This is a genomic window from Bordetella saccharivorans, from assembly GCF_045862855.1.
Classification (GTDB): domain Bacteria; phylum Pseudomonadota; class Gammaproteobacteria; order Burkholderiales; family Burkholderiaceae_B; genus Bordetella_A; species Bordetella_A petrii_F.
Map to the genome: position 1 here is coordinate 1,847,341 of NZ_BAAFZO010000001.1, position 24,330 is coordinate 1,871,670.

Annotated in this window: 28 protein-coding genes; 24 read left to right on the forward strand and 4 right to left on the reverse strand. The window is 65.1% G+C overall.

Annotated elements, in window-relative coordinates:
- Window positions 1–15: 15 nt before the first annotated feature.
- The 3 genes from ACKTT0_RS08825 to ACKTT0_RS08835 all read right to left on the reverse strand — a co-directional run bounded on the left by ACKTT0_RS08825 (window position 16) and on the right by ACKTT0_RS08835 (window position 4,290).
- Entirely contained in the window at window positions 16–2,358 is a 2,343-nt protein-coding gene (locus ACKTT0_RS08825; protein ID WP_407849555.1) for a CHASE2 domain-containing protein, read from the reverse strand.
- A 79-nt stretch (window positions 2,359–2,437) separates the two neighbouring features.
- Entirely contained in the window at window positions 2,438–3,544 is a 1,107-nt protein-coding gene (locus tag ACKTT0_RS08830; protein WP_407849556.1) for a FecR domain-containing protein, read from the reverse strand.
- A 26-nt stretch (window positions 3,545–3,570) separates the two neighbouring features.
- Window positions 3,571–4,290, reverse strand: a complete 720-nt coding sequence (locus tag ACKTT0_RS08835) for a response regulator transcription factor (RefSeq protein ID WP_407849557.1) — start codon at window positions 4,288–4,290, stop codon at window positions 3,571–3,573.
- 308 nt (window positions 4,291–4,598) lie between these two features.
- Between ACKTT0_RS08835 and ACKTT0_RS08840 the strand changes: the two genes are divergently transcribed.
- The 6 genes from ACKTT0_RS08840 to rpsJ all read left to right on the forward strand — a co-directional run bounded on the left by ACKTT0_RS08840 (window position 4,599) and on the right by rpsJ (window position 10,379).
- Window positions 4,599–5,276 (forward strand): response regulator transcription factor, encoded by a 678-nt coding sequence (locus ACKTT0_RS08840; RefSeq protein WP_407852399.1) that lies wholly within the window; start codon window positions 4,599–4,601, stop codon window positions 5,274–5,276.
- A 303-nt stretch (window positions 5,277–5,579) separates the two neighbouring features.
- Window positions 5,580–5,957, forward strand: coding sequence for a 30S ribosomal protein S12 (gene rpsL / locus ACKTT0_RS08845; protein ID WP_012251774.1), 378 nt, complete (start codon window positions 5,580–5,582; stop codon window positions 5,955–5,957).
- A 176-nt stretch (window positions 5,958–6,133) separates the two neighbouring features.
- Window positions 6,134–6,604 (forward strand): 30S ribosomal protein S7, encoded by a 471-nt coding sequence (gene rpsG, locus ACKTT0_RS08850; protein ID WP_012251773.1) that lies wholly within the window; start codon window positions 6,134–6,136, stop codon window positions 6,602–6,604.
- Window positions 6,605–6,622: 18 nt separating this feature from the next.
- Window positions 6,623–8,725: an elongation factor G gene (gene fusA, locus ACKTT0_RS08855; RefSeq protein ID WP_407849558.1), complete on the forward strand. Its 2,103-nt coding sequence runs from the start codon at window positions 6,623–6,625 to the stop codon at window positions 8,723–8,725.
- Between the two features lie 79 nt (window positions 8,726–8,804).
- On the forward strand, window positions 8,805–9,995 hold the full coding sequence (gene tuf, locus ACKTT0_RS08860) for an elongation factor Tu (RefSeq protein WP_094808077.1): 1,191 nt from the start codon (window positions 8,805–8,807) through the stop codon (window positions 9,993–9,995).
- Between the two features lie 72 nt (window positions 9,996–10,067).
- Window positions 10,068–10,379 carry a 30S ribosomal protein S10 gene (gene rpsJ, locus ACKTT0_RS08865; RefSeq protein WP_012251770.1) on the forward strand — a complete coding sequence of 104 codons (312 nt, stop codon included), beginning with the start codon at window positions 10,068–10,070 and terminating at the stop codon, window positions 10,377–10,379.
- Window positions 10,380–10,414: 35 nt separating this feature from the next.
- On the opposite strand, the gene ACKTT0_RS08870 is transcribed toward rpsJ, so the two are convergent.
- The gene (locus tag ACKTT0_RS08870; protein WP_407849559.1) at window positions 10,415–10,630 is read right to left on the reverse strand and encodes a hypothetical protein; all 216 of its coding nucleotides are present in this window, start codon (window positions 10,628–10,630) and stop codon (window positions 10,415–10,417) included.
- A 33-nt stretch (window positions 10,631–10,663) separates the two neighbouring features.
- Here ACKTT0_RS08870 and ACKTT0_RS08875 point away from each other — a divergent pair, with 33 nt between their 5' ends.
- The 18 genes from ACKTT0_RS08875 to rpsQ all read left to right on the forward strand — a co-directional run bounded on the left by ACKTT0_RS08875 (window position 10,664) and on the right by rpsQ (window position 24,198).
- Window positions 10,664–11,251, forward strand: a complete 588-nt coding sequence (locus ACKTT0_RS08875; RefSeq protein ID WP_407849560.1) for a helix-turn-helix domain-containing protein — start codon at window positions 10,664–10,666, stop codon at window positions 11,249–11,251.
- Window positions 11,252–11,311: 60 nt separating this feature from the next.
- The gene (locus ACKTT0_RS08880) at window positions 11,312–12,250 is read left to right on the forward strand and encodes an ABC transporter permease (RefSeq protein ID WP_407849561.1); all 939 of its coding nucleotides are present in this window, start codon (window positions 11,312–11,314) and stop codon (window positions 12,248–12,250) included.
- Window positions 12,251–12,262: 12 nt separating this feature from the next.
- Entirely contained in the window at window positions 12,263–13,162 is a 900-nt protein-coding gene (locus ACKTT0_RS08885) for an ABC transporter permease (protein ID WP_407849562.1), read from the forward strand.
- 40 nt (window positions 13,163–13,202) lie between these two features.
- A complete protein-coding gene (locus tag ACKTT0_RS08890; protein WP_407849563.1) occupies window positions 13,203–14,798 on the forward strand; it encodes an ABC transporter substrate-binding protein in 1,596 nt (531 codons plus the stop codon).
- A 20-nt stretch (window positions 14,799–14,818) separates the two neighbouring features.
- On the forward strand, window positions 14,819–16,264 hold the full coding sequence (locus tag ACKTT0_RS08895) for an amidohydrolase family protein (RefSeq protein WP_407849564.1): 1,446 nt from the start codon (window positions 14,819–14,821) through the stop codon (window positions 16,262–16,264).
- A gap of 10 nt (window positions 16,265–16,274) precedes the next feature.
- Window positions 16,275–17,255 carry an ABC transporter ATP-binding protein gene (locus ACKTT0_RS08900; protein ID WP_407849565.1) on the forward strand — a complete coding sequence of 327 codons (981 nt, stop codon included), beginning with the start codon at window positions 16,275–16,277 and terminating at the stop codon, window positions 17,253–17,255.
- Window positions 17,252–18,316: an ABC transporter ATP-binding protein gene (locus ACKTT0_RS08905; protein ID WP_407849566.1), complete on the forward strand. Its 1,065-nt coding sequence runs from the start codon at window positions 17,252–17,254 to the stop codon at window positions 18,314–18,316. Before ACKTT0_RS08900 ends, ACKTT0_RS08905 begins: the two co-directional genes overlap by 4 nt.
- A gap of 10 nt (window positions 18,317–18,326) precedes the next feature.
- Window positions 18,327–19,262 (forward strand): DMT family transporter, encoded by a 936-nt coding sequence (locus ACKTT0_RS08910; RefSeq protein WP_407849567.1) that lies wholly within the window; start codon window positions 18,327–18,329, stop codon window positions 19,260–19,262.
- A 178-nt stretch (window positions 19,263–19,440) separates the two neighbouring features.
- The gene (gene rplC / locus ACKTT0_RS08915) at window positions 19,441–20,130 is read left to right on the forward strand and encodes a 50S ribosomal protein L3 (protein WP_028355443.1); all 690 of its coding nucleotides are present in this window, start codon (window positions 19,441–19,443) and stop codon (window positions 20,128–20,130) included.
- Between the two features lie 5 nt (window positions 20,131–20,135).
- The gene (rplD, locus tag ACKTT0_RS08920; protein ID WP_028355442.1) at window positions 20,136–20,753 is read left to right on the forward strand and encodes a 50S ribosomal protein L4; all 618 of its coding nucleotides are present in this window, start codon (window positions 20,136–20,138) and stop codon (window positions 20,751–20,753) included.
- A complete protein-coding gene (gene rplW, locus ACKTT0_RS08925) occupies window positions 20,750–21,046 on the forward strand; it encodes a 50S ribosomal protein L23 (protein ID WP_028355441.1) in 297 nt (98 codons plus the stop codon). The genes rplD and rplW overlap by 4 nt, the downstream gene beginning before the upstream one ends.
- On the forward strand, window positions 21,047–21,874 hold the full coding sequence (rplB, locus tag ACKTT0_RS08930; protein WP_028355440.1) for a 50S ribosomal protein L2: 828 nt from the start codon (window positions 21,047–21,049) through the stop codon (window positions 21,872–21,874).
- Window positions 21,875–21,886: 12 nt separating this feature from the next.
- Window positions 21,887–22,162, forward strand: a complete 276-nt coding sequence (rpsS, locus tag ACKTT0_RS08935) for a 30S ribosomal protein S19 (RefSeq protein ID WP_407849568.1) — start codon at window positions 21,887–21,889, stop codon at window positions 22,160–22,162.
- Window positions 22,163–22,165: 3 nt separating this feature from the next.
- On the forward strand, window positions 22,166–22,495 hold the full coding sequence (rplV, locus tag ACKTT0_RS08940; RefSeq protein WP_160351904.1) for a 50S ribosomal protein L22: 330 nt from the start codon (window positions 22,166–22,168) through the stop codon (window positions 22,493–22,495).
- 9 nt (window positions 22,496–22,504) lie between these two features.
- On the forward strand, window positions 22,505–23,296 hold the full coding sequence (gene rpsC, locus ACKTT0_RS08945) for a 30S ribosomal protein S3 (RefSeq protein ID WP_407849569.1): 792 nt from the start codon (window positions 22,505–22,507) through the stop codon (window positions 23,294–23,296).
- 2 nt (window positions 23,297–23,298) lie between these two features.
- Window positions 23,299–23,715: a 50S ribosomal protein L16 gene (gene rplP / locus ACKTT0_RS08950; RefSeq protein WP_006389610.1), complete on the forward strand. Its 417-nt coding sequence runs from the start codon at window positions 23,299–23,301 to the stop codon at window positions 23,713–23,715.
- A 10-nt stretch (window positions 23,716–23,725) separates the two neighbouring features.
- Window positions 23,726–23,917: a 50S ribosomal protein L29 gene (gene rpmC, locus ACKTT0_RS08955; RefSeq protein ID WP_003806912.1), complete on the forward strand. Its 192-nt coding sequence runs from the start codon at window positions 23,726–23,728 to the stop codon at window positions 23,915–23,917.
- 2 nt (window positions 23,918–23,919) lie between these two features.
- Window positions 23,920–24,198, forward strand: coding sequence for a 30S ribosomal protein S17 (gene rpsQ / locus ACKTT0_RS08960; protein ID WP_028355436.1), 279 nt, complete (start codon window positions 23,920–23,922; stop codon window positions 24,196–24,198).
- Window positions 24,199–24,330 lie beyond the last annotated feature (132 nt).

Sequence of the window (24,330 nt, forward strand, 5' to 3'; positions counted from 1 at the left end):
GCTTTTAGAGGGGGCTCAGGCCCGCGCGCCGTCCTCGTAGTCTGCTTCGGCCAGCGCTTTCGGCAAGCTGAGCACGAAGCGCGCGCCCGAGCCCGGCTGGCTGTGAATGGCGACCTGTCCGCCATGGCGTTGTGCCACGGTGCGCACAAACGCCAGGCCCAGGCCGGAGCCGACCGTGCTGGAGCGATGCGCGTCGCCGGTGCGGAAGAAGGGCTCGAACAGGCGGGCCTGGTCGTCCGGCGCAATGCCCGGGCCGGCATCTTCGATCTCGATGTCCCAGGCATCGGCGCCCGCTTGGACACGCAGTTGTACCGGGCTGCCATCCGGGCTGTACTTGATGGCGTTATCCAGCAAATTGCTGATGGCGCGCATGATCAGCGTCTGGTCGCCGTTGGCCAGCGCCGGCCCGGGCGGTACCTGCACGCCCAGCGTGATGCCGCGCGCCTGGGCGGCGGCCCAGAATTCATCGGCGGCCTCGCGCACCAGGTCGGCCAGGTCGAGTGTCACGTGCGCGATGTCCATCGATTCGGCGCGCGTCAACTGGATGAAGTCGTCCACCAGTCTGAGCGTGCGCTTGGCCAGGTGCGCGATGCGCGCCAGCGCTTCGGACGGGGGCCGACTGCCGTCGTGGTCGTGCTGGTTCAGCGCCACCAGCGCGAGGATCGAATTCTGCGGCGCCCGCATATCGTGCGAGATGAAGCGAAGAGTTTCATCGCGCCGGCGCTCGGCCTGCCGTATGGCGGTGATGTCGCTCAGCGTTACCACCGTGCCGGCATAGCCGCCCGTGGCATTGCGGATGGGCGCGCACCGCAACAGCACATCCTGGCCAGCCCGGTCGCGCAGCTCGACGCTGATACGCTGGGCCGCGGTATCGCCATTGGCCTGGGCGGCGCCGTACGCATGCAGCGCCTGGTGCACGACCTGGCGGGCGGCCTGGTCGGAAAAGGCTTGCTCCAGCGCCGGCGCGACCACCTGGCCGGCCCTGGGCGGACGGATGCTCAGATGCAGGAAGTACAGCACCGCGGGACGATTGCGGAACTGCAGGCGCCCCGCCAGGTCGATGACCAGCGTGGCATCGGGCATGCCGTCCAGCCCATCGGCGAGAAAGCGCCGCAGGTTGCGGACGCGGCTGAGGGTCCGATCCAGTTCGCCCACGTAATGATCCAGCGACCGCCCGATGCGGCCGCCTTGCGGTCCGGCTTCGTCCAGCACCGGCGGATACTCGAGCCGCAACCGCTTCATCTCGCCGTCCATGTAGCGCAGCGCGGCTTCCTGGCTGCGCCAGCTCCACAAGGGGTAGCAGACCGCGACGCCCAGCAGGGCCGCGCCGGGCGGCAGCCACAGGTTGGCCCAGCGCAGAGCCGCGAGGGCCGCCGCCAGCGCCAGCGCCAGCAGGGCCACGCTGCACATGACGGCCTGCCGGGGCGACAGCCTGGGCAGCGCCAGGCACAACAGCAACACCGGAATGGCGCTGGCCAGCGCGGTCTGCCACGGTGCCGCATATTGCAGCAGCAGCCCTTCGCGGGTCGAGTGCAGCAGGTTGCCCATGATCTCCACCCCCGACATGCCGCTGGCGCTGTGCGATACGGGCGCGGGATAGACGTCGCCGATGCCGGTGGCCCATGCTCCCACCAGGACATACTTGTCTCGCAGCATGGCGGGTGGCACTTCGCCGCGCAGCACCGACAAATACGACACGGCACGCAGGTGGCCTGGCGGCCCTGAATAGGGGATCAGCGTGGTGGCCGAATCGGGCAGGCGATCCAGCAGGGCCTCGGCGCGCGCGGCTTCGCCGCCGGTCTTCAGCATGGCCAGGACGAAATGATCCCATCGCGAACCGGCGATATCGCGAGTCCAAGTGGCGCGGCGCACCACGCCGTCATTGTCGAGTTCGATGTTGATATAGCCCAGGCCGGCGGCCGCCTGCGCGAGCGGCTGCAACGGCAGGCTGGCCTGGGTGGGCGCTTCCAGATTGTCCAGCACCACGGGCAGGACCACCTTGCCGTGGCGGCGAATGGCTTCGGCCAATATCTGGTCGTCACGGTGGCCGGGAGGGCTGGCCTCCGTGAACACGATGTCCAGGCCGACCGCGCGCGCTTCCCGCAGCCGGTCCAGCAGCGCGGCATGCATGACGCGCGGCCATGGCCAGCGGCCGAGCGCCTCGATGGACTGGTCGTCCATGGCGACCAGCAGGACGTCCTGTGCAGCCGGGCGCTGTGCCAGTGAAATCGCGCGGTCGTAGAGTATCTGGTCGAACCGGCCCAGGCCGTTGATGGTACCCAGCAAGGCCGCGAGCGCGACCAGGAACGCCGTCAGCAGCAAGCCGGAGCGGGGACCATAGTAGCGGCGCTCAGCCATGTGGATGCTTCCGGTTGATGGGAGCGGCGCGCCTCGGCGCGACGGCTGGCGCGGCCTCATGCGGCAGGCCGCGCCGGGTTCAGTAATCGGCCAGCGTGACGACCCCGCCATCGGTGAGCGTCACCGGCAGCCCCGAATAAGTCATCAGCGCGTTGGCGCCCTCGAATGTCAGGCGCGCATCGCGGCCTTCCAGGCCCGCTGCATCGATGGCGCGCACGGCGACATAATACGTGCCCGCGCCCGGCGCCGAAAAGCGGATGTCCGTGCTGTCGAAGCGGTCCGACGAGGTAACTTCCAGGCCGTCCGCGTCGCGCGACACCACGACTTGGTACGCCACCGCATCCGGCACGGGCGATACCGGTGCCGTCCATTGGCCGGACCCCGCGCGCTGCGGCGCACCCAGCACCGGCGCCGGCAGCAGCGGCCGGACGCCATGCAGCACGCCATTCGCGCCAATGGCGGCGCCATATCCGGTAGACACCGCCACGGCCTGGCCCGGCGCGCCGTCGCGCGCATGAGGTTGCAACCGTACGCTGCCCTCGAGCACCTCGCTGCGCGCGCCTTGGTGCCCGGCCTGCACGCGGAAACGCGTGCCGCGCACTCCCGTGACGGCAACCGGCGTGCGCACTTCGAAACGCCCCACCCCCTGGCCGTTCGGTGCCACGTGCGAATCCACCATGCCTTCCTGGACCCGCAGGATGGAGTCGGTAAGGGCGCCGCCCTCGAACTGGCGCAGGCGTTCCAAGTGCGTCGTGCCCGCCTCCGGCAGGGTGACTTTCGTGCCATCGGCCAACTGCAGCGTGACGAAGCCGTTCGGCGCCGTCGTGATGGTCGAGCCTTCGGCTACCGGCATTGCGACGCGCAGCGGCGCGCCGTCCACCTGGGCGCCGCCGCTGACATGCGCGACCACCGTCTGCGCCGGTACCTCCGGGATCATGGCGAATGGAATGCGCAGTTCCCGCCCGATCATCAGCCGGTAAGGGTCCTCGACCTGGTTGAGCGTCTGCAGCCTGGCCCAGTTGGCCTCGTCGCGGGTGTAGAGGGTTGCCAGCCCGATGAGCGTATCGCCCTGGCGTACCCGGTATATGAAATCATCGCCCAGGGCGCCGGCTGGTTGCGCCGGAGCGGATGAAGCGACCAGAGCGAGGTACAGCCCCATGAACATGCGCGAGAAACGCCAGGTCATGTAGAGAGTCTCCAGAGAGGGAAAGCTTAAGCTTTGCCTTCGGGCGCATTGCCCGTGGTTTCATTGATGAGCTCCAGCCGATAGCCCAGCGCATACGACGAGCTCAGGCGCACGCCGTTCTCCGGCCGCAGCCGCAGCTTCTGGCGAATGTTCGACAGGTGCGTGTCGAGCGTGCGCGAGGTGGCGGGGATTTCCCGGTTCCACACGCTTTCGGCCAGTACGTCGCGTGACAGCAGGCGGCCGACGTTCCGGAAGAACAGCTGGGCCAGCTCGAATTCCTTGGGCGCCAGCGGGATGGGTTCGTCGAGCAGCGCAATGGTGCGCGTCGACGGGTCGACCCGATAGGATGCCACTGCAAACGGCGCCTGGTCCGGCAGCGCGGCCTGGCTGCGGCGCAGCAGCGCGGCGACCCGCGCCAGCAATTCGGCGGGGCGCAACGGCTTGACGATGTAGTCGTCCGCGCCGGCCTGCAGGCCTTGCACCAAGTCGGCCTCCTGGCTGCGGCTCGTGACGAAAATGACTGGCACGCGCAGGCCCTGCGTGGCACGCAGCTGCCGCAGGACTTCATCCCCGCCCATGTCGGGCACTTGCCAATCGAGCAGGATCAGATCGAAGGACTGGGTGCGCAGCGCGGCCAGTAGATCCAGACTGCGCTGGAAACTATGGCAGGCATGACCGGCCGAAGTCAGAACCTGCTGAATATGTCGGGCCTGGTCCAGGTCGTCTTCCAGCGAGGCAATCTGCATAGGTGAATTCTTTGCAAAAAAGGGGCATGTTCCGCCCGAGATTCAGGGTCTACGCTGCGATGAGCATAACTATGCCGCACTGCGATGATAACTCGCTGTTGCGGATTCTTGAATCCTGCAACATTGTGAATGTCAAGCAACGCAAAGTTGACGAATCTTGACTACGTCTACGCGCAATACAGCGTCACACTGTCTCGCAAGGATCGACTCGCTGAAGCCTCGATCACCAGCATTTTCGCGGGTGAAGGCGAGATAGGGACATTGTTATGAAGCAATTGAACGTACTCATCATGGCTCCCGATGCAACAATGCGTGGGGATTCGGTCGCGGCCCTTTTGCAGGCTGGCGTGAGTGCACAAGCATGCGCCACCCCGCTCGAGCTGTTCAGCCAGCTTGGGGCCGAGGCCTACGACGCCGTCGTACTGGAGATCGCCGAGCTCGGCGAGATCGGCTATGCCCTGCTGTCGCGCCTGCGCGCGTCGCCGGATCTGGGCATTGTCGTCATCAGTTCGGAGGGCAATGTCGAAAGCCGCCTGCGGTGCCTGCAGAGCGGCGCCGACATCTGCCTGCCCCAGCCGGTGGACAGCCGCGAGCTGGCCTGCGTGCTGCTGGCGCTGGCGCGCCGGCTGCCGGGACACGCGTCCGTCGCCGCGGGCGACGCCGAGGTTTCGAACGACCAGCCCGGGCGCTGGGAACTGCGCGACCAAAGCTGGACCCTGGTATCCCCGTCCGGGGTGGCGCTTTCGCTGTCGGCCAATGAACGCCTGATCGTGCGCGCCTTGCTGGATGTCGTCGGCCGCGCGGTCGGCCGCGCCGAACTCAATGACCAGCTCGACGCCGGCGCCGGCCCAAATGGGGGACGCATAAGCGGTTCGCGCAGCATCGATGTCATTATCAGCCGCCTGCGGCGCAAGGCCGAACTGGCGGGCGTCATCCTGCCCATCCGCACGGTTTACGGCAGCGGCTATCTGTTTGCCGACCAGTGACCGGTGCGCCGGTCTTGGCGCATCTGCCGTGGTGCGCACAGGCTTTGACTTGCCCGCTGTTCTAGGTTATGCTGACGGGCTTACTGCTTTATTTGCGCATAAAGAGTGGGCCGCCTACCCCCTGGCAGCCGGTCTTTGTGCGTTCTTGTCTGCAAGACCCGCTCTTTTACGTACGGAACGTTTGAGGCGGTTTTGCGTGAACTGCCTCTCGCTGGTGTGCCGGCCTGGACGACAGGGCAACCCACCAGGGAATACGAGTACTCCAGTACTTACCAGTGGTACGTAAAAGGGATTTCAAAGGTCATGCCTACCATTAGCCAGCTCGTGCGCAAGCCGCGCGAAGTCAGCGTCATCAAGAGCAAGAGCCCCGCGCTCGAAAACTGCCCGCAACGCCGCGGCGTGTGCACCCGCGTGTACACCACCACCCCCAAGAAGCCGAACTCCGCCCTGCGCAAGGTCGCCAAGGTGCGCCTGACCAACGGCTACGAAGTCATTTCGTACATCGGCGGCGAAGGCCACAACCTGCAGGAGCACTCGGTGGTGCTGGTGCGCGGCGGCCGTGTCAAGGACTTGCCCGGTGTGCGCTACCACATCGTGCGTGGTTCGCTCGACCTCCAGGGCGTCAAGGACCGCAAGCAGGCCCGTTCGAAGTACGGCGCCAAGCGTCCGAAGAAGGCCTGATCCGTTTCATTGCAGTAATCAAGCAGTACCCCCGGTCGCGCGCAAGCGCCGCCAGGACAGTGCAACCGCGCCAGCCCCTCGTCGGGACGGTGCGCGGCACGTAAGGGGCCGTCCCGTTGGGCGGCCATGGCCGTGTCACCTGACACGGTTCAACTGAACTGACACAAGGAAGCAACATGCCCCGTCGTCGCGAAGTACCCAAGCGCGAGATCCTGCCCGATCCCAAGTTCGGCAGCGTCGAGCTCGCCAAGTTCATGAACGTCGTCATGCTGGACGGCAAGAAGGCCGTCGCCGAGCGCATCGTCTATGGCGCGCTCGAGCAAGTGCAGGCCAAGACCGGCAAGGAGCCGATCGAGGTCTTCAGCCTGGCGATCAACAACATCAAGCCGATCGTCGAAGTGAAGAGCCGCCGCGTGGGCGGCGCCAACTACCAGGTGCCGGTTGAAGTGCGCCCCGTGCGCCGCCTGGCCCTGGCCATGCGCTGGCTGCGCGAAGCCGCCAAGAAGCGCGGCGAGAAATCGATGGATCTGCGCCTGGCCGGCGAGCTGATCGACGCCTCCGAAGGTCGTGGCGCCGCGATGAAGAAACGCGAAGACACGCACAAGATGGCCGAGGCCAACAAGGCCTTCAGCCATTTCCGCTGGTAATTTAAGGACACACCCACCATGGCCCGCAAAACCCCGATCGAGCGCTATCGCAACATTGGCATCTCTGCGCACATCGATGCAGGGAAAACCACCACGACCGAACGCATCCTGTTCTATACCGGCGTCAACCACAAGATTGGCGAAGTGCATGATGGCGCAGCCACCATGGACTGGATGGAGCAAGAGCAAGAGCGCGGCATCACCATCACGTCGGCTGCTACGACGGCGTTTTGGCGCGGCATGGCCGGCAACTATCCCGAACACCGCATCAACATCATCGACACCCCGGGCCACGTGGACTTCACCATCGAGGTGGAACGCTCCATGCGCGTGCTCGACGGCGCGTGCATGGTGTATTGCGCGGTGGGCGGCGTGCAGCCGCAGTCCGAGACCGTGTGGCGCCAGGCCAACAAGTACGGCGTGCCCCGCCTGGCCTTCGTCAACAAGATGGACCGCACCGGCGCCAACTTCTTCAAGGTCTATGACCAGCTGAAGACGCGCCTGCGCGCCAACCCCGTGCCCATCGTGATCCCGATCGGCGCCGAAGACTCCTTCAAGGGCGTCATCGACCTGGTCAAGATGAAAGCCATCATCTGGGACGAGGCCAGCCAGGGCACCAAGTTCGACTACGTCGACATTCCGGCCGAGCTGGAAGGCGCCGCCAACGAATGGCGCGAGAAGCTGGTCGAGGCCGCCGCCGAGTCCACCGAGGAACTGATGAACAAGTACCTCGAGACGGGTTCGCTGGACGAAGCCGAGATCAACACCGCGATCCGCCAGCGCACCATCGCCGGCGAGATCCAGCCCATGCTGTGCGGCACCGCCTTCAAGAACAAGGGCGTGCAGCGCATGCTGGACGCGGTCATCGACTACCTGCCTTCGCCGATCGACATCCCGCCGGTGGCTGGCCAGGACGACGAAGGCAACGAGATCTCGCGCAAGGCCGACGACGGCGAGAAGATGTCCGCGTTGGCATTCAAGCTGATGAGCGATCCGTTCGTGGGCCAGCTCACCTTCGTGCGCGTGTACTCCGGCGTCCTGAAGTCGGGCGACACGGTCTACAACCCCATCAAGGGCAAGAAGGAACGCGTCGGCCGCCTGCTGCAGATGCACGCCAACAACCGCGAGGAAATCAAGGAAGTTCTGGCGGGCGACATCGCCGCCGTGGTGGGCCTGAAGGACGTCACCACCGGCGAAACGCTGTGCGACGTGGATTCGCACATCCTGCTCGAGCGCATGGAGTTCCCCGAGCCCGTGATCTCGCAGGCCGTCGAACCCAAGTCGAAGGCTGACCAGGAAAAGATGGGCCTGGCCCTGTCGCGCCTGGCCCAGGAAGACCCGTCGTTCCGCGTGCGCAGCGACGAAGAATCCGGCCAGACCATCATCTCGGGCATGGGCGAGTTGCACCTGGAAATCCTGGTCGACCGCATGAAGCGCGAGTTCGGCGTGGAAGCCAACGTCGGCAAGCCGCAGGTGGCCTACCGCGAAACCATCCGCAAGACCTGCGAGGAAGTCGAAGGCAAGTTCGTCAAGCAGTCGGGCGGCCGCGGCCAGTACGGCCATGTGGTGCTCAAGCTCGAACCGCTCGAACCGGGCGGCGGCTACGAATTCGTCGACGCCATCAAGGGCGGCGTGGTGCCGCGCGAGTACATCCCCGCGGTCGACAAGGGCATCCAGGAAACGCTGCCCTCGGGCATCCTGGCCGGCTACCCGGTGGTGGACGTCAAGGCGACGCTGTTCTTTGGTTCCTACCACGACGTGGACTCGAACGAAAACGCGTTCAAAATGGCCGCTTCCATGGCTTTCAAGGAAGGCATGCGCAAGGCCAGCCCGGTGCTGCTCGAGCCCATGATGGCCGTCGAAGTGGAAACGCCCGAAGACTACGCCGGTACCGTGATGGGCGACCTGTCCTCGCGGCGCGGCATGGTGCAGGGCATGGAAGACATGGTCGGCGGCGGCAAGACCATCAAGGCCGAGGTTCCCCTGGCCGAGATGTTCGGTTACGCCACCAACCTGCGTTCGTTGACGCAGGGCCGTGCCACGTACACCATGGAATTCAAGCATTACTCCGAAGCCCCCAAGAACGTCGCTGACGAAGTCATCGCCGCTCGGGCCAAGTAAACAACCGTCGCCGCGCCTCCGTGACTCCGGAGGCGCGGCAAATCATCCCAGTTTCCTTGAAAGTCAAAGGATAGAGATCATGGCAAAAGGCAAGTTTGAACGTACCAAGCCGCACGTGAACGTGGGTACGATTGGTCACGTTGACCACGGCAAAACGACGTTGACGGCGGCGATCACGACGGTGCTGTCGACGAAGTTCGGCGGGGAAGCCCGCGGCTACGACCAGATCGATGCGGCGCCGGAAGAGAAGGCGCGTGGTATCACGATCAACACGGCGCACGTGGAATACGAGACGGAGAACCGTCACTACGCGCACGTTGACTGCCCGGGGCACGCGGACTACGTGAAGAACATGATCACGGGCGCGGCGCAGATGGACGGTGCGATCCTGGTGTGCTCGGCCGCAGACGGCCCGATGCCGCAGACGCGCGAGCACATTCTGCTCTCGCGCCAGGTTGGCGTGCCGTACATCATCGTGTTCCTGAACAAGGCGGACATGGTCGATGACGCGGAGCTGCTGGAGCTGGTGGAAATGGAAGTCCGCGAGCTGCTGTCGAAGTACGACTTCCCGGGCGACGACACGCCGATCATCAAGGGTTCGGCCAAGCTGGCGCTCGAAGGCGACAAGGGCGAGCTGGGCGAGCAGGCGATCCTGAAGCTGGCCGAGGCGCTGGACACGTACATCCCGACGCCGGAGCGCGCGGTTGATGGGGCGTTCCTGATGCCGGTGGAAGACGTGTTCTCGATCTCGGGTCGCGGCACGGTGGTCACGGGTCGTGTCGAGCGCGGCGTGATCAAGGTTGGCGAGGAAATCGAAATCGTGGGCATCAAGCCGACGGTGAAGACGACCTGCACGGGCGTGGAGATGTTCCGCAAGCTGCTGGACCAGGGCCAGGCGGGCGACAACGTGGGTATTCTGCTGCGCGGCACCAAGCGCGAGGAAGTCGAGCGTGGCCAGGTGCTGGCCAAGCCGGGTTCGATCACGCCGCACACGGAGTTCACGGCCGAGGTGTACATTCTGTCCAAGGAAGAAGGCGGGCGTCATACGCCGTTCTTCAACGGCTACCGTCCGCAGTTCTACTTCCGCACGACGGACGTGACGGGCTCGATCGAGCTGCCCAAGGACAAGGAAATGGTGCTGCCGGGCGACAACGTGTCGATGACGGTCAAGCTGCTGGCGCCGATCGCCATGGAAGAAGGCCTGCGCTTCGCCATCCGTGAAGGCGGTCGCACCGTCGGCGCCGGCGTCGTCGCCAAAATCATCGCCTAAGGCGACCCCCAACCGGCGAAGGCGGTTGCGTCCTCTTCAACCGTCTTCGCCTTTCGTTCTTTAGGAAACACCATGAAAAACCAGAAGATCCGTATCCGCTTGAAAGCCTTCGACTACAAGCTGATCGATCAGTCCGCCGCCGAGATCGTCGATACCGCCAAGCGTACCGGCGCTGTCGTGCGCGGTCCGGTTCCGCTGCCCACGCGCATCCGCCGCTATGACGTGCTGCGTTCGCCGCACGTGAACAAGTCGTCGCGCGACCAGTTCGAGATCCGTACCCATCAGCGCCTGATGGACATCGTGGATCCCACCGACAAGACCGTGGACGCCCTGATGCGTCTGGACCTGCCGGCTGGCGTCGACGTGGAAATCGCGCTGCAGTAAGTCCCTGGCGGCCGGCGCGCCAAGTGCGCGTCAGCCTAGGCAAAAGGCCGTATTCCTCCGGAATGCGGCCTTTTTGCTTGGCTGGCGCCAATGCCAGTGAAAGAAAGTGCCTGGAATTTCACCGCGAAGCTGGCGTGGCCAAGGGGAAATCGACGCGACGCAGCGGCTAGGGGAAAACGATCATAGAAAAATAGCCCGAAAATTTCATAATCGTAAAAAAGCAGGGCGGATTTTTCCGCGATGTGGCGCATTAGGAACTCATATCCCTTATGACAACGAATGCCGTGCCAACGCTTCAAGCCGAATTGACCGACGAATCCGCCCTGTGGATCGGCGCCGAGGTCAAGAACCTGCGCAAGGCGCGCGGCTATTCCCTGCAAGTGCTATCCGAGCGCTGCGGCAAGTCCATCAGTTACCTCAGCCAGCTCGAGCGCGGCGTCAGCCGTCCTACCATCGGCGCGCTCCAGGAAGTCGCCCGCGCCCTCGATGTGCAGATCAGCTGGTTTTTCCCGCAGGGGTTGCCGGTTGATCCTTCCGACGACGGCATCGTCGTCCGTGCCGAAAGCCGCCGGCGCCTGTCGTTCGCGGGTGGAATAGCCGATTACCTGCTGTCCCCGAATCTTTCCGGCCAGCTCGAACTGGTCATGTGCGTGCTGGAGCCCGGCGCCGACAGCGGCGAGGCCTACGTGCATCGCGGCGAGGAAGCCGGCCTGGTGGTGCGCGGCACCATGGAGCTGTGGGTCGGCGACAAATATTTCCTGCTGAACGCTGGCGACAGTTTCTCGTTCGCCAGTACGCAACTGCATCGTTACCGCAATCCCGGGCTGATCAACACCGAAGTGGTGTGGGCGATCACCCCGCCGACTTACTGAGCGTTCCCGTTTCGTAGCACCTGTTGTTGTTGTCGTGTACTCCCTACTGGAGGAGTGTTCATGCTTCGGCACTGCTTGATGCGACTCTTGCTTGCGGTTCCCGTCATGGTCGGGGTGCTGCTGATCGGCTTTCTGCTCATGCAGGCGGGGCCGAACGATCCCGCCGTAGTGCGCGCCGGCCCGAATGCCACGCAGGACGTGATCGACGCGCTGCGCATCGAAATGGGCCTCGACAAGCCCTTGCTGGTGCAATTCGGCCTGTACATCTGGCGCCTGTTGCAAGGCGACCTGGGCGTTTCGCTCATCAACAATGTCCCTGTCATCCAGGAGCTGGGAACCACCATCGGCCCCAGCCTGGAGCTGATGTTCGCGTCTCTGATATGGGCGATCCCCCTGGGCATATTGCTGGGCACGCTGGGGGCGCGCTACCAGCGCTCGCTGCTGGACCGCTGCATCATGGCGTTCTCCGTCGCCGGGGTGTCGGTGCCGGTCTTCTTCGTGGGCTTGATACTGGTCTGGGCGGTCGGCTTCAAGCTGCAATGGCTGCCCTTCACCGGGCGCGGCGGCCCGCTGTGGACGCTGGAGGGCCTGAAAGCGATCATCCTGCCCGCCCTGACCCTGGGCGGCGTGTTCATCGGTCCGGTGGCGCGCATGACCCGCACGGCCGTGCTGGATGTGCTGGGCGCGGATCATGTGCGCACCGCCCGGGCCAAGGGCCTGACGGAATGGGTCGTCATGATGCGGCACGCGCTGCGCAACGCCTTGATCCCCATTGTGACGCTGCTCGGCCTGCAGATCGGCTTCCTGCTGGGCGGCGCCGTGGTGACCGAAACCGTATTCAGCTGGCCAGGCGTCGGGCGCCTCGCGGTGGGCGCCATCCTGTCCAGCGACTTTCCCATGGCGCAGGGCACGATCATCATCCTGTCGCTGGGCTTTATCTTCATCAACCTCGCCGTCGATATCCTGTACACGGCGCTGGACCCGCGCCTGCGCGCCTGACCGGAGATCGCCATGCAACAAGTCCTGTCCGGCACTGAAACCGCGCCGGCCCGTGCCGCACCCGAACCGGAGCAGATCCCGCCCGCGGTTTCCACATTTCGCCGCCTGATGGCGGACCCGGCGGGCGCCATCGCCTTCACGGTGGTGGTGCTGGTGGTGGCCGCGGCGCTGTTCGCGCCGTGGCTGGCGCCATCGGGTCCGTGGAGCGGCGACATGGCCAATGCACTGAAAGCGCCGGGCGAGGCCGGCTTGCTGGGCACCGATTCACAGGGGCGGGACATGATCTCGCGGCTCTTGTACGGGCTGCACACCACCATGCTGATGGCGATGGCCTCGATACTGATCGGCTGTTCGATCGGCGCATGCATCGGCCTGGCGGCGGCGTACTACCGGCCGCTCTCGGGCGTGCTCATGCGCCTGATGGATGTCCTGCTGTCGTTCCCGACGATCCTGTTCGGCCTGGCCATCGCCGCGATCCTGGGGCCCGGCCTGACCGCGGTCATCGCCGCGCTGTCGATCTCGTCGGTGCCGCTGATGGCGCGCATCGTGCGCGGCGCCGCGCTCAGCGTGCTGCAACAGGACTACATCGAAAGCGCGCGCGCGCTGGGCGTCAGCGACCTGCATCTCTGGCGTCGCCATCTGCTGCCCAACTGCATGTCGTCCATCATGGTGTTCGTGACGCTGCGCTTCGGCCAGGTGATCCTGCTGGGCGCGGCGTTGTCCTTCATCGGCCTGGGCGCGCAACCGCCCACGGCCGAGTTGGGATCCATGGCCGCCGAAGGCCGCAGCTTCCTCTTCTTCGCTCCCCATGTATCTGTCCTGCCCAGCATGCTGATCTTCATCGTCGTGCTGGCCTTCAATACGCTGGGCGATGCCCTGCGCGATGTGCTCGATCCGAAACTGCGCAAGTGACGGCCCTCGTCCGGCGCTCCAGCCTGCACAAGGAAAGCAAATGAAGACAAGGATGAAAATGGCATGCATGGCCGTCGCGCTGTCCGGCGTATCGGCCGCCGCGAGTGTTCATGCGCAGCAGCAGCCCGGCACGCTGACCGTGCTGCGCGTTGCCGACGCGGACATCTACGACCCCATACGCACGACATCCACCCGCATGGGCGAAGTCATGTTCATGATGGCGGATACCCTGGTCAGCCTCGACTTCGACCTGAAGACGGTCAAGCCGGGCCTTGCCGAATCATGGACGATATCCGAGGACGGCAAGACCTACCGGTTCACGCTGCGCAAGGACGTCAAGTTCTGCGATGGGCGGCCGATGACCGCGCACGACGTGGCGTACTCGCTGAACCGCCTGGCCGACCCGGCGAACAAGTCGCCGGTGCGCCTGAAGGTGGGGCCGATAAAGGAGGTCCGGGCGGTGGACGACTATACGGTCGACTACGAACTGTCGTCCCCCTTCAGCGATACCCTCTACCAGCTCGCGCTGCCCTTTGCGTCCATCGTCGACAAGAACGCCGTGGAGAAGCTCGGCAAGAACTTCGGGACCCAGGGATTCAACGGCACCGGCCCGTACTGCTGGGTCAGCTGGACACCGCGCCAGCAGCTCGTGCTGAAGAAGAATCCGCACTACAAGTGGGGGCCGCCCATATACAAGAACCCCAGCCCGCAACTGGACGGCGTGATATGGAAGGTGGTGCCCGAGTCCAACACGCTCATGGCCGCCATACAGTCGCGCCAGGGCGATACCAGCCAGAACGTGCCGGCATTCGCGCTGGACGGGATGAAGAAGATTCCCGGCATGAAGGTGCAGCAACAGCCGAATGCCATCGACGATTATTTCCTCGGCTTTCGCGTCAACAAGCCGGTCACCGGAGACCTGGCGATCCGCAAGGCCGTCAACGCGGCAATCAATCGCGATGCGCTGGTCAAGGCCATCTATTTCGGCCATGCCGATCCGCGCCGCAGCATGGCCAACCCCAACGCCGTCGACTACGACCCGGAATCGGTCAAGTACCTGCAGCAGTACGATCCGGCCGCAGCCGCCAAGCTGCTCGACGAGGCCGGCTGGAAGCCCGGTCCGGACGGCATTCGCGCCAAGGACGGCGTGAAGGCGTCGTTCCTGGTATACGGCAGCCGCAATGACACGACCTCGCGCATGGCCGAAACCTTGCAGGCCGACCTGCGCCGCGTCGGCATCGACCTGCAGGTGCAGTTATGGGACAACACCGCGGTATGGGGCAAGTTGGCCACGCAGGAATTCGATGCCTTCATCATGAACCTGCCCTATATCACCGTGACCGAGTGGGTGAACTTCTACTTCCGCAGCGTGCAGATGCCCACGCCGAACCGGATGAACTGGAACAACAAGGAAACCGATGCCTATGCCGCACAGGCGTCGGCCGCCCTGACCGATGCGCAGCGCCAGGAGGCCACCAGCAAGGTGCAGCGGCAGCTTTCCGAGCAGGCCGTGTGGGCGCCGCTGGTCAACGTGCAGCTCTGGATGGTCAGCGCCGACCGCGTAGAGGGCGCGCGGCCCCATGGCTTGTACGGCGCCTCGCTGTACAAGGGCCTGGATATACGCGTCAAGAATTGAACCGCCACGAGGAACAGGAAATGAGCACGAGCGTAATCAAGAATGCCAGCTTCATCATCGGGTGGGACGCGCAGAACCAGCGCCACACCTATATGCCGGACGCGGATCTCGTCTTCGAGGGCAATCGCATCACCTTCGTGGGTCGCGGCTATGAGGCGCCGGCCGGGCAGGCCGTGGAGCAGATCGACGGCAAGGGCATGATGATCATGCCAGGCCTGGTCAATATCCACAGCCATCCGGCCAGCGAGCCGCTGAACAAGGGCTATACCGACGAGATCGGCTCGGCCGGCCTGTATAACTCCGCGCTGTACGAAATCATGCCGCTGGTGCGCGGCGATGCGCAGGGCACGCCGGATTGCCTGCGCCTGGCGTTGTCGGAATTGCTGCTGTCCGGGGTGACGACCTTGGTGGACATGTCCGGCGCGCATCCGCAGTGGGTCGACATCATGGCGCAAAGCGGCATCAGGGGCTGCATCGCGCCCATGTTCAAATCGGCCCGCTGGTTCACCCGCAATGGACACCTGGTGGAGTACGAGTGGGATGAAAAGGGCGGCGAGAAAGGCATGGAGGCCGCGCTCAAGATCATCGATGAAGTCCAGCGGCATCCCAGCGGACGGCTGTTCGGCCTGGTCAGCCCGTCGCAGGTCGACACCTGTACGCCGGAACTGATCAAGATCAGCCGGGAAGAGGCGGCCAGGCGGGGCTTGTCATGGCAGATCCACGCGGCGCAGTCGGTGCCGGAGTTCCACGAAATGACCCGCCGCCACGGCGTCACGCCGATCCAGTGGCTGCATTCGCTGGGCGTGCTGCGTCCGCAGTCGATCGTGGGCCACGGCATTTTCCTGGATCACCATCCCCGCACGCACTGGAGCACCGACAAGGACCTGGCCATCCTGGCCGAGACCGGCACCACGGTCGCGCACTGTCCCACCATCTTCATGCGGCGCGGCATGGCCTTGCGCGATTTCGGGCGCTATCGCCGGGCTGGCGTGAACATGGGTATCGGCACCGATTCGTATCCCCACAACATCATGGATGAGATGCGTCACGTGGCGTACCTGGCGCGCGTCATGGCGGACAATCCGCGCACGCTCACCACCACCGATGTCTTCGATGCCGCCACCGTGGGCGGGGCGCGCGCGCTGGGTCGCGAAGACATCGGCCGGCTGGCGGTCGGCGCAAAGGCCGACTTGGTCATGGTGGACATGACGCATCCGATGATGAGCCCGTATCGCGACCCCGTGCGCAGCCTCATCTATGCAGCCGGGGACCGCGCTATTCATACCGTCTATGTCGATGGCCGCAAGGTCGTGGACGCGGGCAACCTGCTCACCATCGACCGCGCCGCGGCCGCCGCCGCGGTGCATGAGGCCCAGCAGCGCGCGGCCGAGCGCGTGCCGGAGCTCGACCTGGTCGCGCATCGCAATATTTCCCAGGTCTCGCCCCTGACTTTCCCCCTGGCCTGAAGGAGCATCCATGGATGCGCCCATACTCGAAGTGCGGGACCTGGTCACGGCCTTCCATACCCCCATGGGAGAGGTCCGCGCCGTGGACGGCGTCAGCCTGCAGGTGCGGCCCGGCACCACCCTGGGCATCGTGGGTGAAAGCGGCTCGGGCAAGAGCATGCTGTCGCTGTCGATCATGGGGCTGGTGCCTCCGCCCGGGCGCATCCAGGCGGGCCAGATACTGTTCGAGGGGCGCGACCTGCGTACCCTGCCCGCCGCCCGTATGCGGCAGATCCGCGGCAACCGCATCGCCATGGTCTTCCAGGAGCCGATGACCAGCCTCAATCCGGTGCACACGGTCGGGTTCCAGATCATGGAGGCGGTGCGCGCCCATCATTCGATGGCGGACAGCGACTTGAAGGCCCTGGCCATCGAATCGCTGGCCAAGGTGCGCATATCGTCGCCCGAGCGTCGCTTCGCGGAGTATCCGCACCAGCTCTCCGGCGGCATGCGCCAGCGGGTCATGATCGCCATGGCGCTGGCCTGCAAGCCGGCCGTGCTGATCGCCGACGAGCCCACCACCGCCCTGGACGTGACGATCCAGGCGCAGATCCTGCAATTGCTGCGCGACTTGCAGCAGGAGACGGGCATGGCCATCGTGCTGATTACCCACGACCTCGGCGTCATCGCGCAATGCGCCGACGAAGTGGCGGTGATGTACGCCGGCAAGGTCATGGAGGCCGCGTCGGTGTCGGCCATTTTCCAGGATACCCAGCATCCCTACACGCTGGGCCTGATGAGTTCGCTGCCGCGCATGAGCGCCGACACCGCGCGCCTGTTGACGATCCGCGGCACGGTGCCGCCGCCGTTCCGCTATCCGGCGGGATGCCGCTTCAACCCGCGCTGCCTGTTCGCCAGCGAGCGCTGCCGTCGCGACCTGCCTGCCCTGGAAGAGGTGGCGCCCGGCCATGCGGCGGCATGCTGGAACGTTCCCCTGGAGCAATTCGCATGAGTGAGCCCCTGCTGGAGCTGGAAGGCGTGTCGAAGCATTACCCCGTGCGCAGCGGGACCCTGATGCGCCGGCAGGTCGGCATGGTGCGCGCGGTCGACGATGTCAGCCTGTCGATCGCGCGGGGCGAAACCCTGGCCATTGTCGGCGAGACTGGTTGCGGCAAATCGACCACGGCACGCCTGGCGATGCGCCTGATCGAGCCGACGGCCGGGCGCATCCGGTTCGAAGGGCGCGACATCACCCACGCGTCGCGGCGCGATCTCAATGCGCTGCGCCGCAGCATGCAGATCGTGTTCCAGGATCCCTACGCCAGCCTGAACCCGCGCATGACGATCGGGGAAATCCTCGCGGAACCGCTGCAAGTGCACAAGGTCGGCGATCCCGCGACGCACGGGCGGCGGGTCGAGGAGCTGCTGCGCCTGGTGGACCTCGCGCCCTATCATGCGCAACGCTATCCCCATCAGTTCTCCGGGGGCCAGCGCCAGCGCATTGGGATCGCGCGTGCGCTGGCCTTGTCGCCCAAGCTCATCGTCTGCGATGAGCCGGTGTCCGCGCTGGATGTCTCGATCCAGGCGCAGATCGTCAACCTGCTCAAGGACCTGCAGCACGAGTTCAAGTTCTCCTACCTTTTCATCTCGCATGGCCTGGCGGTCGTGCGCCATATCGCGGATCGCGTCGCGGTGATGTACCTGGGCCAGATGGTGGAGATCGCCGACAAGCGCAGCCTCTACGAGCGTCCGCGCCATCCGTATACCCAGGCGCTGCTGGCCGCCGCGCCGGAGCCGAACCCCGCGTTCCGCGACAAGGCGGTGCCGGCCGGTGATATTCCCAGCCCGATCAATCCGCCGCCAGGCTGCCGCTTCCATACGCGCTGCGGCATGGCGACGGAGCAGTGCCGCCAGCAGGCACCCGCCCTGCGCCCAATGGGCCCGGGCCACCAGGTGGCCTGTCATCACGCGGAGCGCGTGCCGTTGTTCCAGGCCGTTGCGCGCCCGGCCTCGCCCACGGCCGGCCTGGTGCTGCGGCAGGCGGCGTACGAGAAGCGCCGGCAAGCCGCATAATGGCCCGGCCATGAATCCGGTCCCCCTGGCGCCGTCCCCCGTGCCGGCGGCCGGCGGTCGCGTGCCGCCCATGGCCGACATCCGGCTTGGCGCCGGCATCGCGCACTTGCTCGTCTCCGTGGCGGCGTTCGCCTTCATGAACGCCCTGGTGAAGTGGGCCGTCGAGGTCTATCCCTTCGGCCAGGCGGTCTTTCTGCGCAGCGCGGTCGCGCTGCTTCCCATACTGCTGCTGGCGCGTCACCAGGGCGGGGTCGCAGTGCTGCGCACTAGCCGGCCGGCGGCGATCGCCGTGCTCAGCGTCCTGATGGTGGCATCCATGGTCCTGAGCTTCTGGTCATACCACCTGTTGCCTTTTGCCGACGCCACGGCCTATACCTATGTCGGGCCCCTGATGATCGCCGCGCTGTCGGCGCCGATCCTGGCGGAACGGGTCGGCGCGCGGCGCTGGGCGGCGATAATCATCGGCTTCGCCGGGGTGCTGCTCATCGCGCCGCCCGGCGCCGGCCTGTTCGACGCGGGGGCGCTGGCCGGCCTGGGCAGCACGCTCCTGTATGCGCTGGGCATGGTGCTGACCCGCAAGACCAGCGGCTCGGAGCATCCCACTTGCGTGGTCTTCTACTTCACCGCCCTGGCGACCCTGGTGACCGCCTGCTGGCTGCCCCTGGGCTGGATCGCGCCGGATGCCGTCGGCTGGCTGGTGCTGGGCGGGGCCGGCCTGGCGGGCGCGCTGGGGCAGTATTCGCAGACCCAGGCTTTCCGGCAGGTGCCGCCGGCGCTGGCGGGGGCCCTCAGCTATAGCCGCATCGTGCTGGCCATCGCCCTGGGCTATGCCATCTGGGGCGAAGTGCCGACGCCGGCCGCCCTGGCGGGCAGCGCGGTCATCATCGCCAGCGGCCTGTACCTGATCCTGGCCGAGAGGGCCGCTCCCCGGCGGCCAGGCGTCTAAGTACTTGTGCTGGCTGGAAAAATCGTGCTAATATGCGAAGCTTGCCATTTTGTGGCAACAGCAACCCTGGCCGGGCGTCTAGCCGCGCGCGGTTTTGGTTACTTAGTCCTGTAGGGTGAAAGCCTTTACCTTTTGCCCGATTAGCCCCGACCAATCGTAGTCGGGAATGGAGAAAACAATGTCGAATTCGACGTCCACGCCCGCCGCGCACCGGCTGGGTCTGGTGGGTCGCAAGGTCGGCATGACCCGCATTTTTACCGAGGAAGGTGAATCCATCCCGGTGACCGTGCTGGACGTGTCGAACAACCGCGTGACCCAGATCAAGTCTCTGGAAACCGACGGCTATGCCGCGATCCAGGTGGCTTATGGCACCCGTCGTGCCTCGCGTGTGGCCAAGCCGCAAACCGGCCATTACGCCAAGGCCGGTGCCGAAGCCGGTAGCATCCAGAAAGAATTCCGCCTCGATCCCGCCCGCCTCGCCGAGTTCACCCCCGGCGCGGTCATCGCCGTGGAATCGGTGTTCGAAGCCGGCCAGCAGGTCGACGTCACGGGCACCACGATCGGTAAGGGTTTCGCCGGCACCATCAAGCGCCACAACTTCGGTTCGCAGCGCGCTTCGCACGGTAACTCCCGCTCGCACCGCGTGCCCGGCTCGATCGGCCAGGCGCAGGATCCGGGCCGCATCTTCCCCGGCAAGCGCATGGCTGGCCACCTGGGCGATGTCACCCGTACCGTTCAAAACCTCGACGTCGTGCGTGTCGACGCTGAACGCGGCCTGCTGCTGGTCAAGGGCGCCGTTCCCGGCCACGCCGGCGGCGATGTCGTCGTGCGTCCGGCCATCAAGGCGCCGGCCAAGAAGGGGGCGTAAGCATCATGGATCTCAAGCTCCTGAACGATCAAGGTCAGGCCGCTACGTTCAGCGCGCCCGACACCATCTTCGGTCGCGATTTCAACGAAGCGCTGGTTCACCAGGTCGTGGTGGCCTACCAGGCCAACGCGCGCAGCGGCAACCGCGCCCAGAAGGACCGTGCCGAAGTCAAGCACACCACCAAGAAGCCCTGGCGCCAGAAGGGTACCGGCCGCGCTCGCGCCGGCATGACCTCGTCGCCGCTGTGGCGTGGGGGTGGTCGCACCTTCCCGAACTCGCCTGAAGAGAACTTCAGCCAGAAGGTCAACAAGAAGATGTACCGCGCCGGCATCCGCTCGATCTTGTCGCAGCTGGCCCGCGAAGACCGCATCGCCGTCGTCGACACGTTCGACCTCGAATCGCCCAAGACCAAGCTGGCCGTGGCCAAGCTCAAGACCCTGGGTCTCGATTCGGTGCTGATCATCACCGACGCCGTCGATGAAAATGTTTACCTCGCCACTCGCAACCTGCCGCACGTTGCCGTGGTCGAACCCCGCTATGCCGATCCGTTGTCGCTGATCCACTACAAGAAAGTGCTGATCACCAAGCCGGCCATCGCTCAACTCGAGGAGATGCTGGGATGAACGCCGAACGCTTGATGCAAGTCATTCTGGCTCCGGTGGTGACCGAAAAGGCCACCTTCGTTGCCGAGAAGAACCAGCAAGTCGCTTTCCGTGTCGTGGCTGACGCTACCAAGCCGGAAATCAAGGCTGCCGTCGAACTGCTGTTCAAAGTGCAGGTCGAGTCCGTGCAGGTCCTCAACCGTAAGGGCAAAGTCAAGCGCTTTGGCCGCTTCGTGGGTCGTCGCCGCAGCGAGCGCAAGGCCTATGTCGCGCTCAAGGAAGGCCAGGAAATCGACTTTGCGGAGGTGAAGTAAATGGCCCTCGTCAAAGTAAAACCGACCTCGGCCGGCCGTCGCGGCATGGTGAAGGTCGTCAGCCCCAAGCTGCACAAAGGCGCGCCGCATGCCGCCCTGCTCGAGAAGAAGACCCGTGGCTCGGGCCGTAACAACAACGGCCACATCACGGTTCGCCATCGTGGCGGCGGTCACAAGCAGCACTATCGCGTGATCGACTTCCGTCGCAACAAGGACGGCATCCAGGCCAAGGTGGAACGCCTCGAGTACGACCCCAACCGTACGGCGCACATCGCCCTGTTGTGCTACGCCGACGGCGAGCGTCGCTACATCATCGCGCCGCGCGGCCTGGAAGTGGGCGCCACGCTGGTCTCGGGCATCGAAGCCCCGATCCGCGCCGGCAACACGCTGCCGATCCGCAACATCCCGGTGGGTACCACCATCCACTGCATCGAGATGATCCCCGGCAAGGGCGCCCAGATGGCGCGTTCGGCTGGCGCGTCGGCGGTGCTGCTGGCTCGTGAAGGCACGTACGCCCAGGTGCGTCTGCGTTCGGGCGAAGTCCGTCGCGTCCACATCGAGTGCCGCGCCACCATCGGTGAAGTCGGTAACGAAGAACACAGCCTGCGCCAGATCGGCAAGGCCGGTGCAATGCGTTGGCGCGGTGTGCGCCCGACGGTTCGTGGCGTGGCCATGAACCCGGTGGATCACCCGCACGGTGGCGGCGAAGGCCGTACCGGCGAAGCACGCGAACCGGTCAGCCCGTGGGGCACGCCCTCGAAGGGTTTCAAGACCCGTCGCAACAAGCGGACGAACAACATGATCGTCCAACGGCGCAAGCGCAAGTAAGAGGCGAACACTATGTCACGTTCGATCAAGAAAGGCCCGTTTGTCGACGCCTACCTCATCAAGAAGGTGGACGCGGCCGTCGCGGGCAAAGACAAGAAGCCGATCAAAACCTGGTCGCGCCGTTCCACGATCCTGCCCGAGTTCATCGGCCTGACGATCGCTGTGCACAACGGCCGCCAGCATGTTCCCGTGTACATCAACGAGAACATGGTCGGTCACAAGCTCGGCGAGTTCGCGCTGACCCGTACGTTCAAGGGCCACGCCGCGGACAAGAAGGCGAAGAGGTAAGCGATGGAAACTACTGCCGTTATCCGTGGGGTTCACATCTCGGCCCAGAAGACCCGTCTGGTTGCGGACCTGATCCGCGGCAAGTCGGTTGCTCAGGCGCTGAATATCCTCACCTTTTCCCCCAAGAAGGCCGCCGGCATCCTGAAGAAGGCTGTCGAGTCCGCCATCGCCAATGCCGAACACAACGACGGCGCCGACATCGACGAACTGAAAGTCACCACGATTTTCGTCGACAAGGCGCAATCGATGAAGCGTTTCTCGGCTCGTGCCAAGGGCCGTGGTAACCGCATCGAGAAGCAGACCTGCCACATCACGGTCAAGGTCGGAGCCTAAGGAGTCACGATGGGTCAGAAAATTCACCCCACTGGGTTCCGTCTCGCGGTCACCCGTAATTGGTCCTCGCGCTGGTTCGCCGATGACAAGGCCTTTGGCAATATGCTGGCCGAAGACATCCGCGTTCGCGAGTACCTGAAGAAGAAGCTCAAGAGCGCCTCGGTCGGTCGCGTCATCATCGAGCGTCCCGCCAAGAACGCCCGCATCACCGTCTACTCGGCTCGTCCGGGCGTGGTGATCGGCAAGCGCGGCGAAGACATCGAAAACCTGAAGGCCGATCTGCAGCGTCTGATGGGCGTGCCCGTGCACGTCAACATCGAGGAAATCCGCAAGCCGGAGACCGACGCCCAGCTGATCGCCGATTCGATCTCGCAACAGCTCGAAAAGCGCATCATGTTCCGCCGCGCCATGAAGCGCGCCATGCAGAACGCCATGCGCCTGGGCGCCCAGGGCATCAAGATCATGAGCTCGGGCCGCCTGAACGGTATCGAAATCGCGCGTACCGAGTGGTATCGCGAAGGTCGCGTGCCGCTTCACACGCTGAAGGCCAATATCGACTACGGCACCTCGGAAGCCCACACCACCTACGGTGTGATCGGCATCAAGGTGTGGGTCTACAAGGGCGACATGCTGGCCAATGGCGAACTGCCGCCTGAAACCGCCGCCCCGCGTGAAGAAGAACGCCGTCCGCGTCGCGCGCCGCGCGGTGATCGCCCCGATGGCGGTCGCCCCGGTCGTCCGGGTGGTCGTGGTCGTGGTCCCCGCAAGGCGGACGCGGCCCCGGCGCCTGAAGGAGAATAACCATGCTGCAACCCTCTCGCAGAAAATATCGCAAAGAGCAAAAGGGCCGCAACACCGGTCTCGCCACGCGCGGCACGCATGTGTCGTTCGGCGAATTCGGCCTGAAGGCCACCGGCCGCGGCCGTCTGACCGCCCGTCAGATCGAAGCGGCGCGTCGTGCCATCAACCGTCACATCAAGCGTGGCGGCCGTATCTGGATCCGCATTTTCCCGGATAAGCCGATCTCGCAGAAGCCTGCCGAAGTCCGGATGGGTAATGGTAAGGGCAACCCCGAGTACTGGGTCGCCGAGATCCAGCCCGGCAAGGTGCTCTACGAAATGGAAGGGGTCAGCGAAGAGCTGGCGCGCGAGGCGTTCCGCCTGGCCGCCGCCAAGCTGCCGATCTCGACCACGTTCGTTGCGCGTCATATCGGTGCTTAAGGAGTACACAATGAAAGCCAGCGAACTCCGTTCGAAAGACGCCGCCGAGCTCGGCAAAGAGCTCGAGAGCCTGCTGAAGGCGCAATTCGGTCTGCGCATGCAGAAGGCCACGCAGCAACTTGCCAACACCAGCCAGCTGCGCAACGTGCGTCGTGACATCGCGCGCGTGCGTACCTTGCTGACCGAGAAGGCAGGGAAATGATCATGAGCGAAACCCAAAACACTCAAGCCAAGCGCCAGCGTACGCTGGTCGGCAAGGTCGTCAGCAACAAGATGGACAAGACCGTGGTCGTTCTGGTCGAACGACGCGTCAAGCACCCCATCTATGGCAAGATCGTCATGCGTTCGGCGAAGTACAAGGCGCACGACGAGTCGAACCAGTACAACGAAGGCGACACCGTCGAAATCGCGGAAGGCCGTCCCATCTCGCGCTCGAAGTCCTGGAGCGTGGTGCGACTGGTCGAAGCGGTGCGCATCATCTAAGCAGCACCTGGCGGGCGGCCTCGGCCGCCTCGTCATGAAAAACGGCAAGGAGCGATCCTTGCCGTTTTTTCTTGCCCGTTTCGGGTGCCGCCCGGGGCGGGGAGGCCGCGGAGCCGGCTTTGCCGGTCCGCC

Coding starts and splice junctions, on each gene's coding strand:
- ACKTT0_RS08825 (WP_407849555.1), bottom strand. CDS start 2,358: ATGGCTGAGCGCCGCTACTATGGTCCCCGCTCCGGCTTGCTGCTGACG.
- ACKTT0_RS08830 (WP_407849556.1), bottom strand. CDS start 3,544: ATGACCTGGCGTTTCTCGCGCATGTTCATGGGGCTGTACCTCGCTCTG.
- ACKTT0_RS08835 (WP_407849557.1), bottom strand. CDS start 4,290: ATGCAGATTGCCTCGCTGGAAGACGACCTGGACCAGGCCCGACATATT.
- ACKTT0_RS08840 (WP_407852399.1), top strand. CDS start 4,599: ATGCGTGGGGATTCGGTCGCGGCCCTTTTGCAGGCTGGCGTGAGTGCA.
- rpsL (WP_012251774.1), top strand. CDS start 5,580: ATGCCTACCATTAGCCAGCTCGTGCGCAAGCCGCGCGAAGTCAGCGTC.
- rpsG (WP_012251773.1), top strand. CDS start 6,134: ATGCCCCGTCGTCGCGAAGTACCCAAGCGCGAGATCCTGCCCGATCCC.
- fusA (WP_407849558.1), top strand. CDS start 6,623: ATGGCCCGCAAAACCCCGATCGAGCGCTATCGCAACATTGGCATCTCT.
- tuf (WP_094808077.1), top strand. CDS start 8,805: ATGGCAAAAGGCAAGTTTGAACGTACCAAGCCGCACGTGAACGTGGGT.
- rpsJ (WP_012251770.1), top strand. CDS start 10,068: ATGAAAAACCAGAAGATCCGTATCCGCTTGAAAGCCTTCGACTACAAG.
- ACKTT0_RS08870 (WP_407849559.1), bottom strand. CDS start 10,630: ATGCGCCACATCGCGGAAAAATCCGCCCTGCTTTTTTACGATTATGAA.
- ACKTT0_RS08880 (WP_407849561.1), top strand. CDS start 11,312: ATGCTTCGGCACTGCTTGATGCGACTCTTGCTTGCGGTTCCCGTCATG.
- ACKTT0_RS08885 (WP_407849562.1), top strand. CDS start 12,263: ATGCAACAAGTCCTGTCCGGCACTGAAACCGCGCCGGCCCGTGCCGCA.
- ACKTT0_RS08890 (WP_407849563.1), top strand. CDS start 13,203: ATGAAGACAAGGATGAAAATGGCATGCATGGCCGTCGCGCTGTCCGGC.
- ACKTT0_RS08895 (WP_407849564.1), top strand. CDS start 14,819: ATGAGCACGAGCGTAATCAAGAATGCCAGCTTCATCATCGGGTGGGAC.
- ACKTT0_RS08900 (WP_407849565.1), top strand. CDS start 16,275: ATGGATGCGCCCATACTCGAAGTGCGGGACCTGGTCACGGCCTTCCAT.
- ACKTT0_RS08905 (WP_407849566.1), top strand. CDS start 17,252: ATGAGTGAGCCCCTGCTGGAGCTGGAAGGCGTGTCGAAGCATTACCCC.
- ACKTT0_RS08910 (WP_407849567.1), top strand. CDS start 18,327: ATGAATCCGGTCCCCCTGGCGCCGTCCCCCGTGCCGGCGGCCGGCGGT.
- rplC (WP_028355443.1), top strand. CDS start 19,441: ATGTCGAATTCGACGTCCACGCCCGCCGCGCACCGGCTGGGTCTGGTG.
- rplD (WP_028355442.1), top strand. CDS start 20,136: ATGGATCTCAAGCTCCTGAACGATCAAGGTCAGGCCGCTACGTTCAGC.
- rplW (WP_028355441.1), top strand. CDS start 20,750: ATGAACGCCGAACGCTTGATGCAAGTCATTCTGGCTCCGGTGGTGACC.
- rplB (WP_028355440.1), top strand. CDS start 21,047: ATGGCCCTCGTCAAAGTAAAACCGACCTCGGCCGGCCGTCGCGGCATG.
- rpsS (WP_407849568.1), top strand. CDS start 21,887: ATGTCACGTTCGATCAAGAAAGGCCCGTTTGTCGACGCCTACCTCATC.
- rplV (WP_160351904.1), top strand. CDS start 22,166: ATGGAAACTACTGCCGTTATCCGTGGGGTTCACATCTCGGCCCAGAAG.
- rpsC (WP_407849569.1), top strand. CDS start 22,505: ATGGGTCAGAAAATTCACCCCACTGGGTTCCGTCTCGCGGTCACCCGT.
- rplP (WP_006389610.1), top strand. CDS start 23,299: ATGCTGCAACCCTCTCGCAGAAAATATCGCAAAGAGCAAAAGGGCCGC.
- rpmC (WP_003806912.1), top strand. CDS start 23,726: ATGAAAGCCAGCGAACTCCGTTCGAAAGACGCCGCCGAGCTCGGCAAA.
- rpsQ (WP_028355436.1), top strand. CDS start 23,920: ATGAGCGAAACCCAAAACACTCAAGCCAAGCGCCAGCGTACGCTGGTC.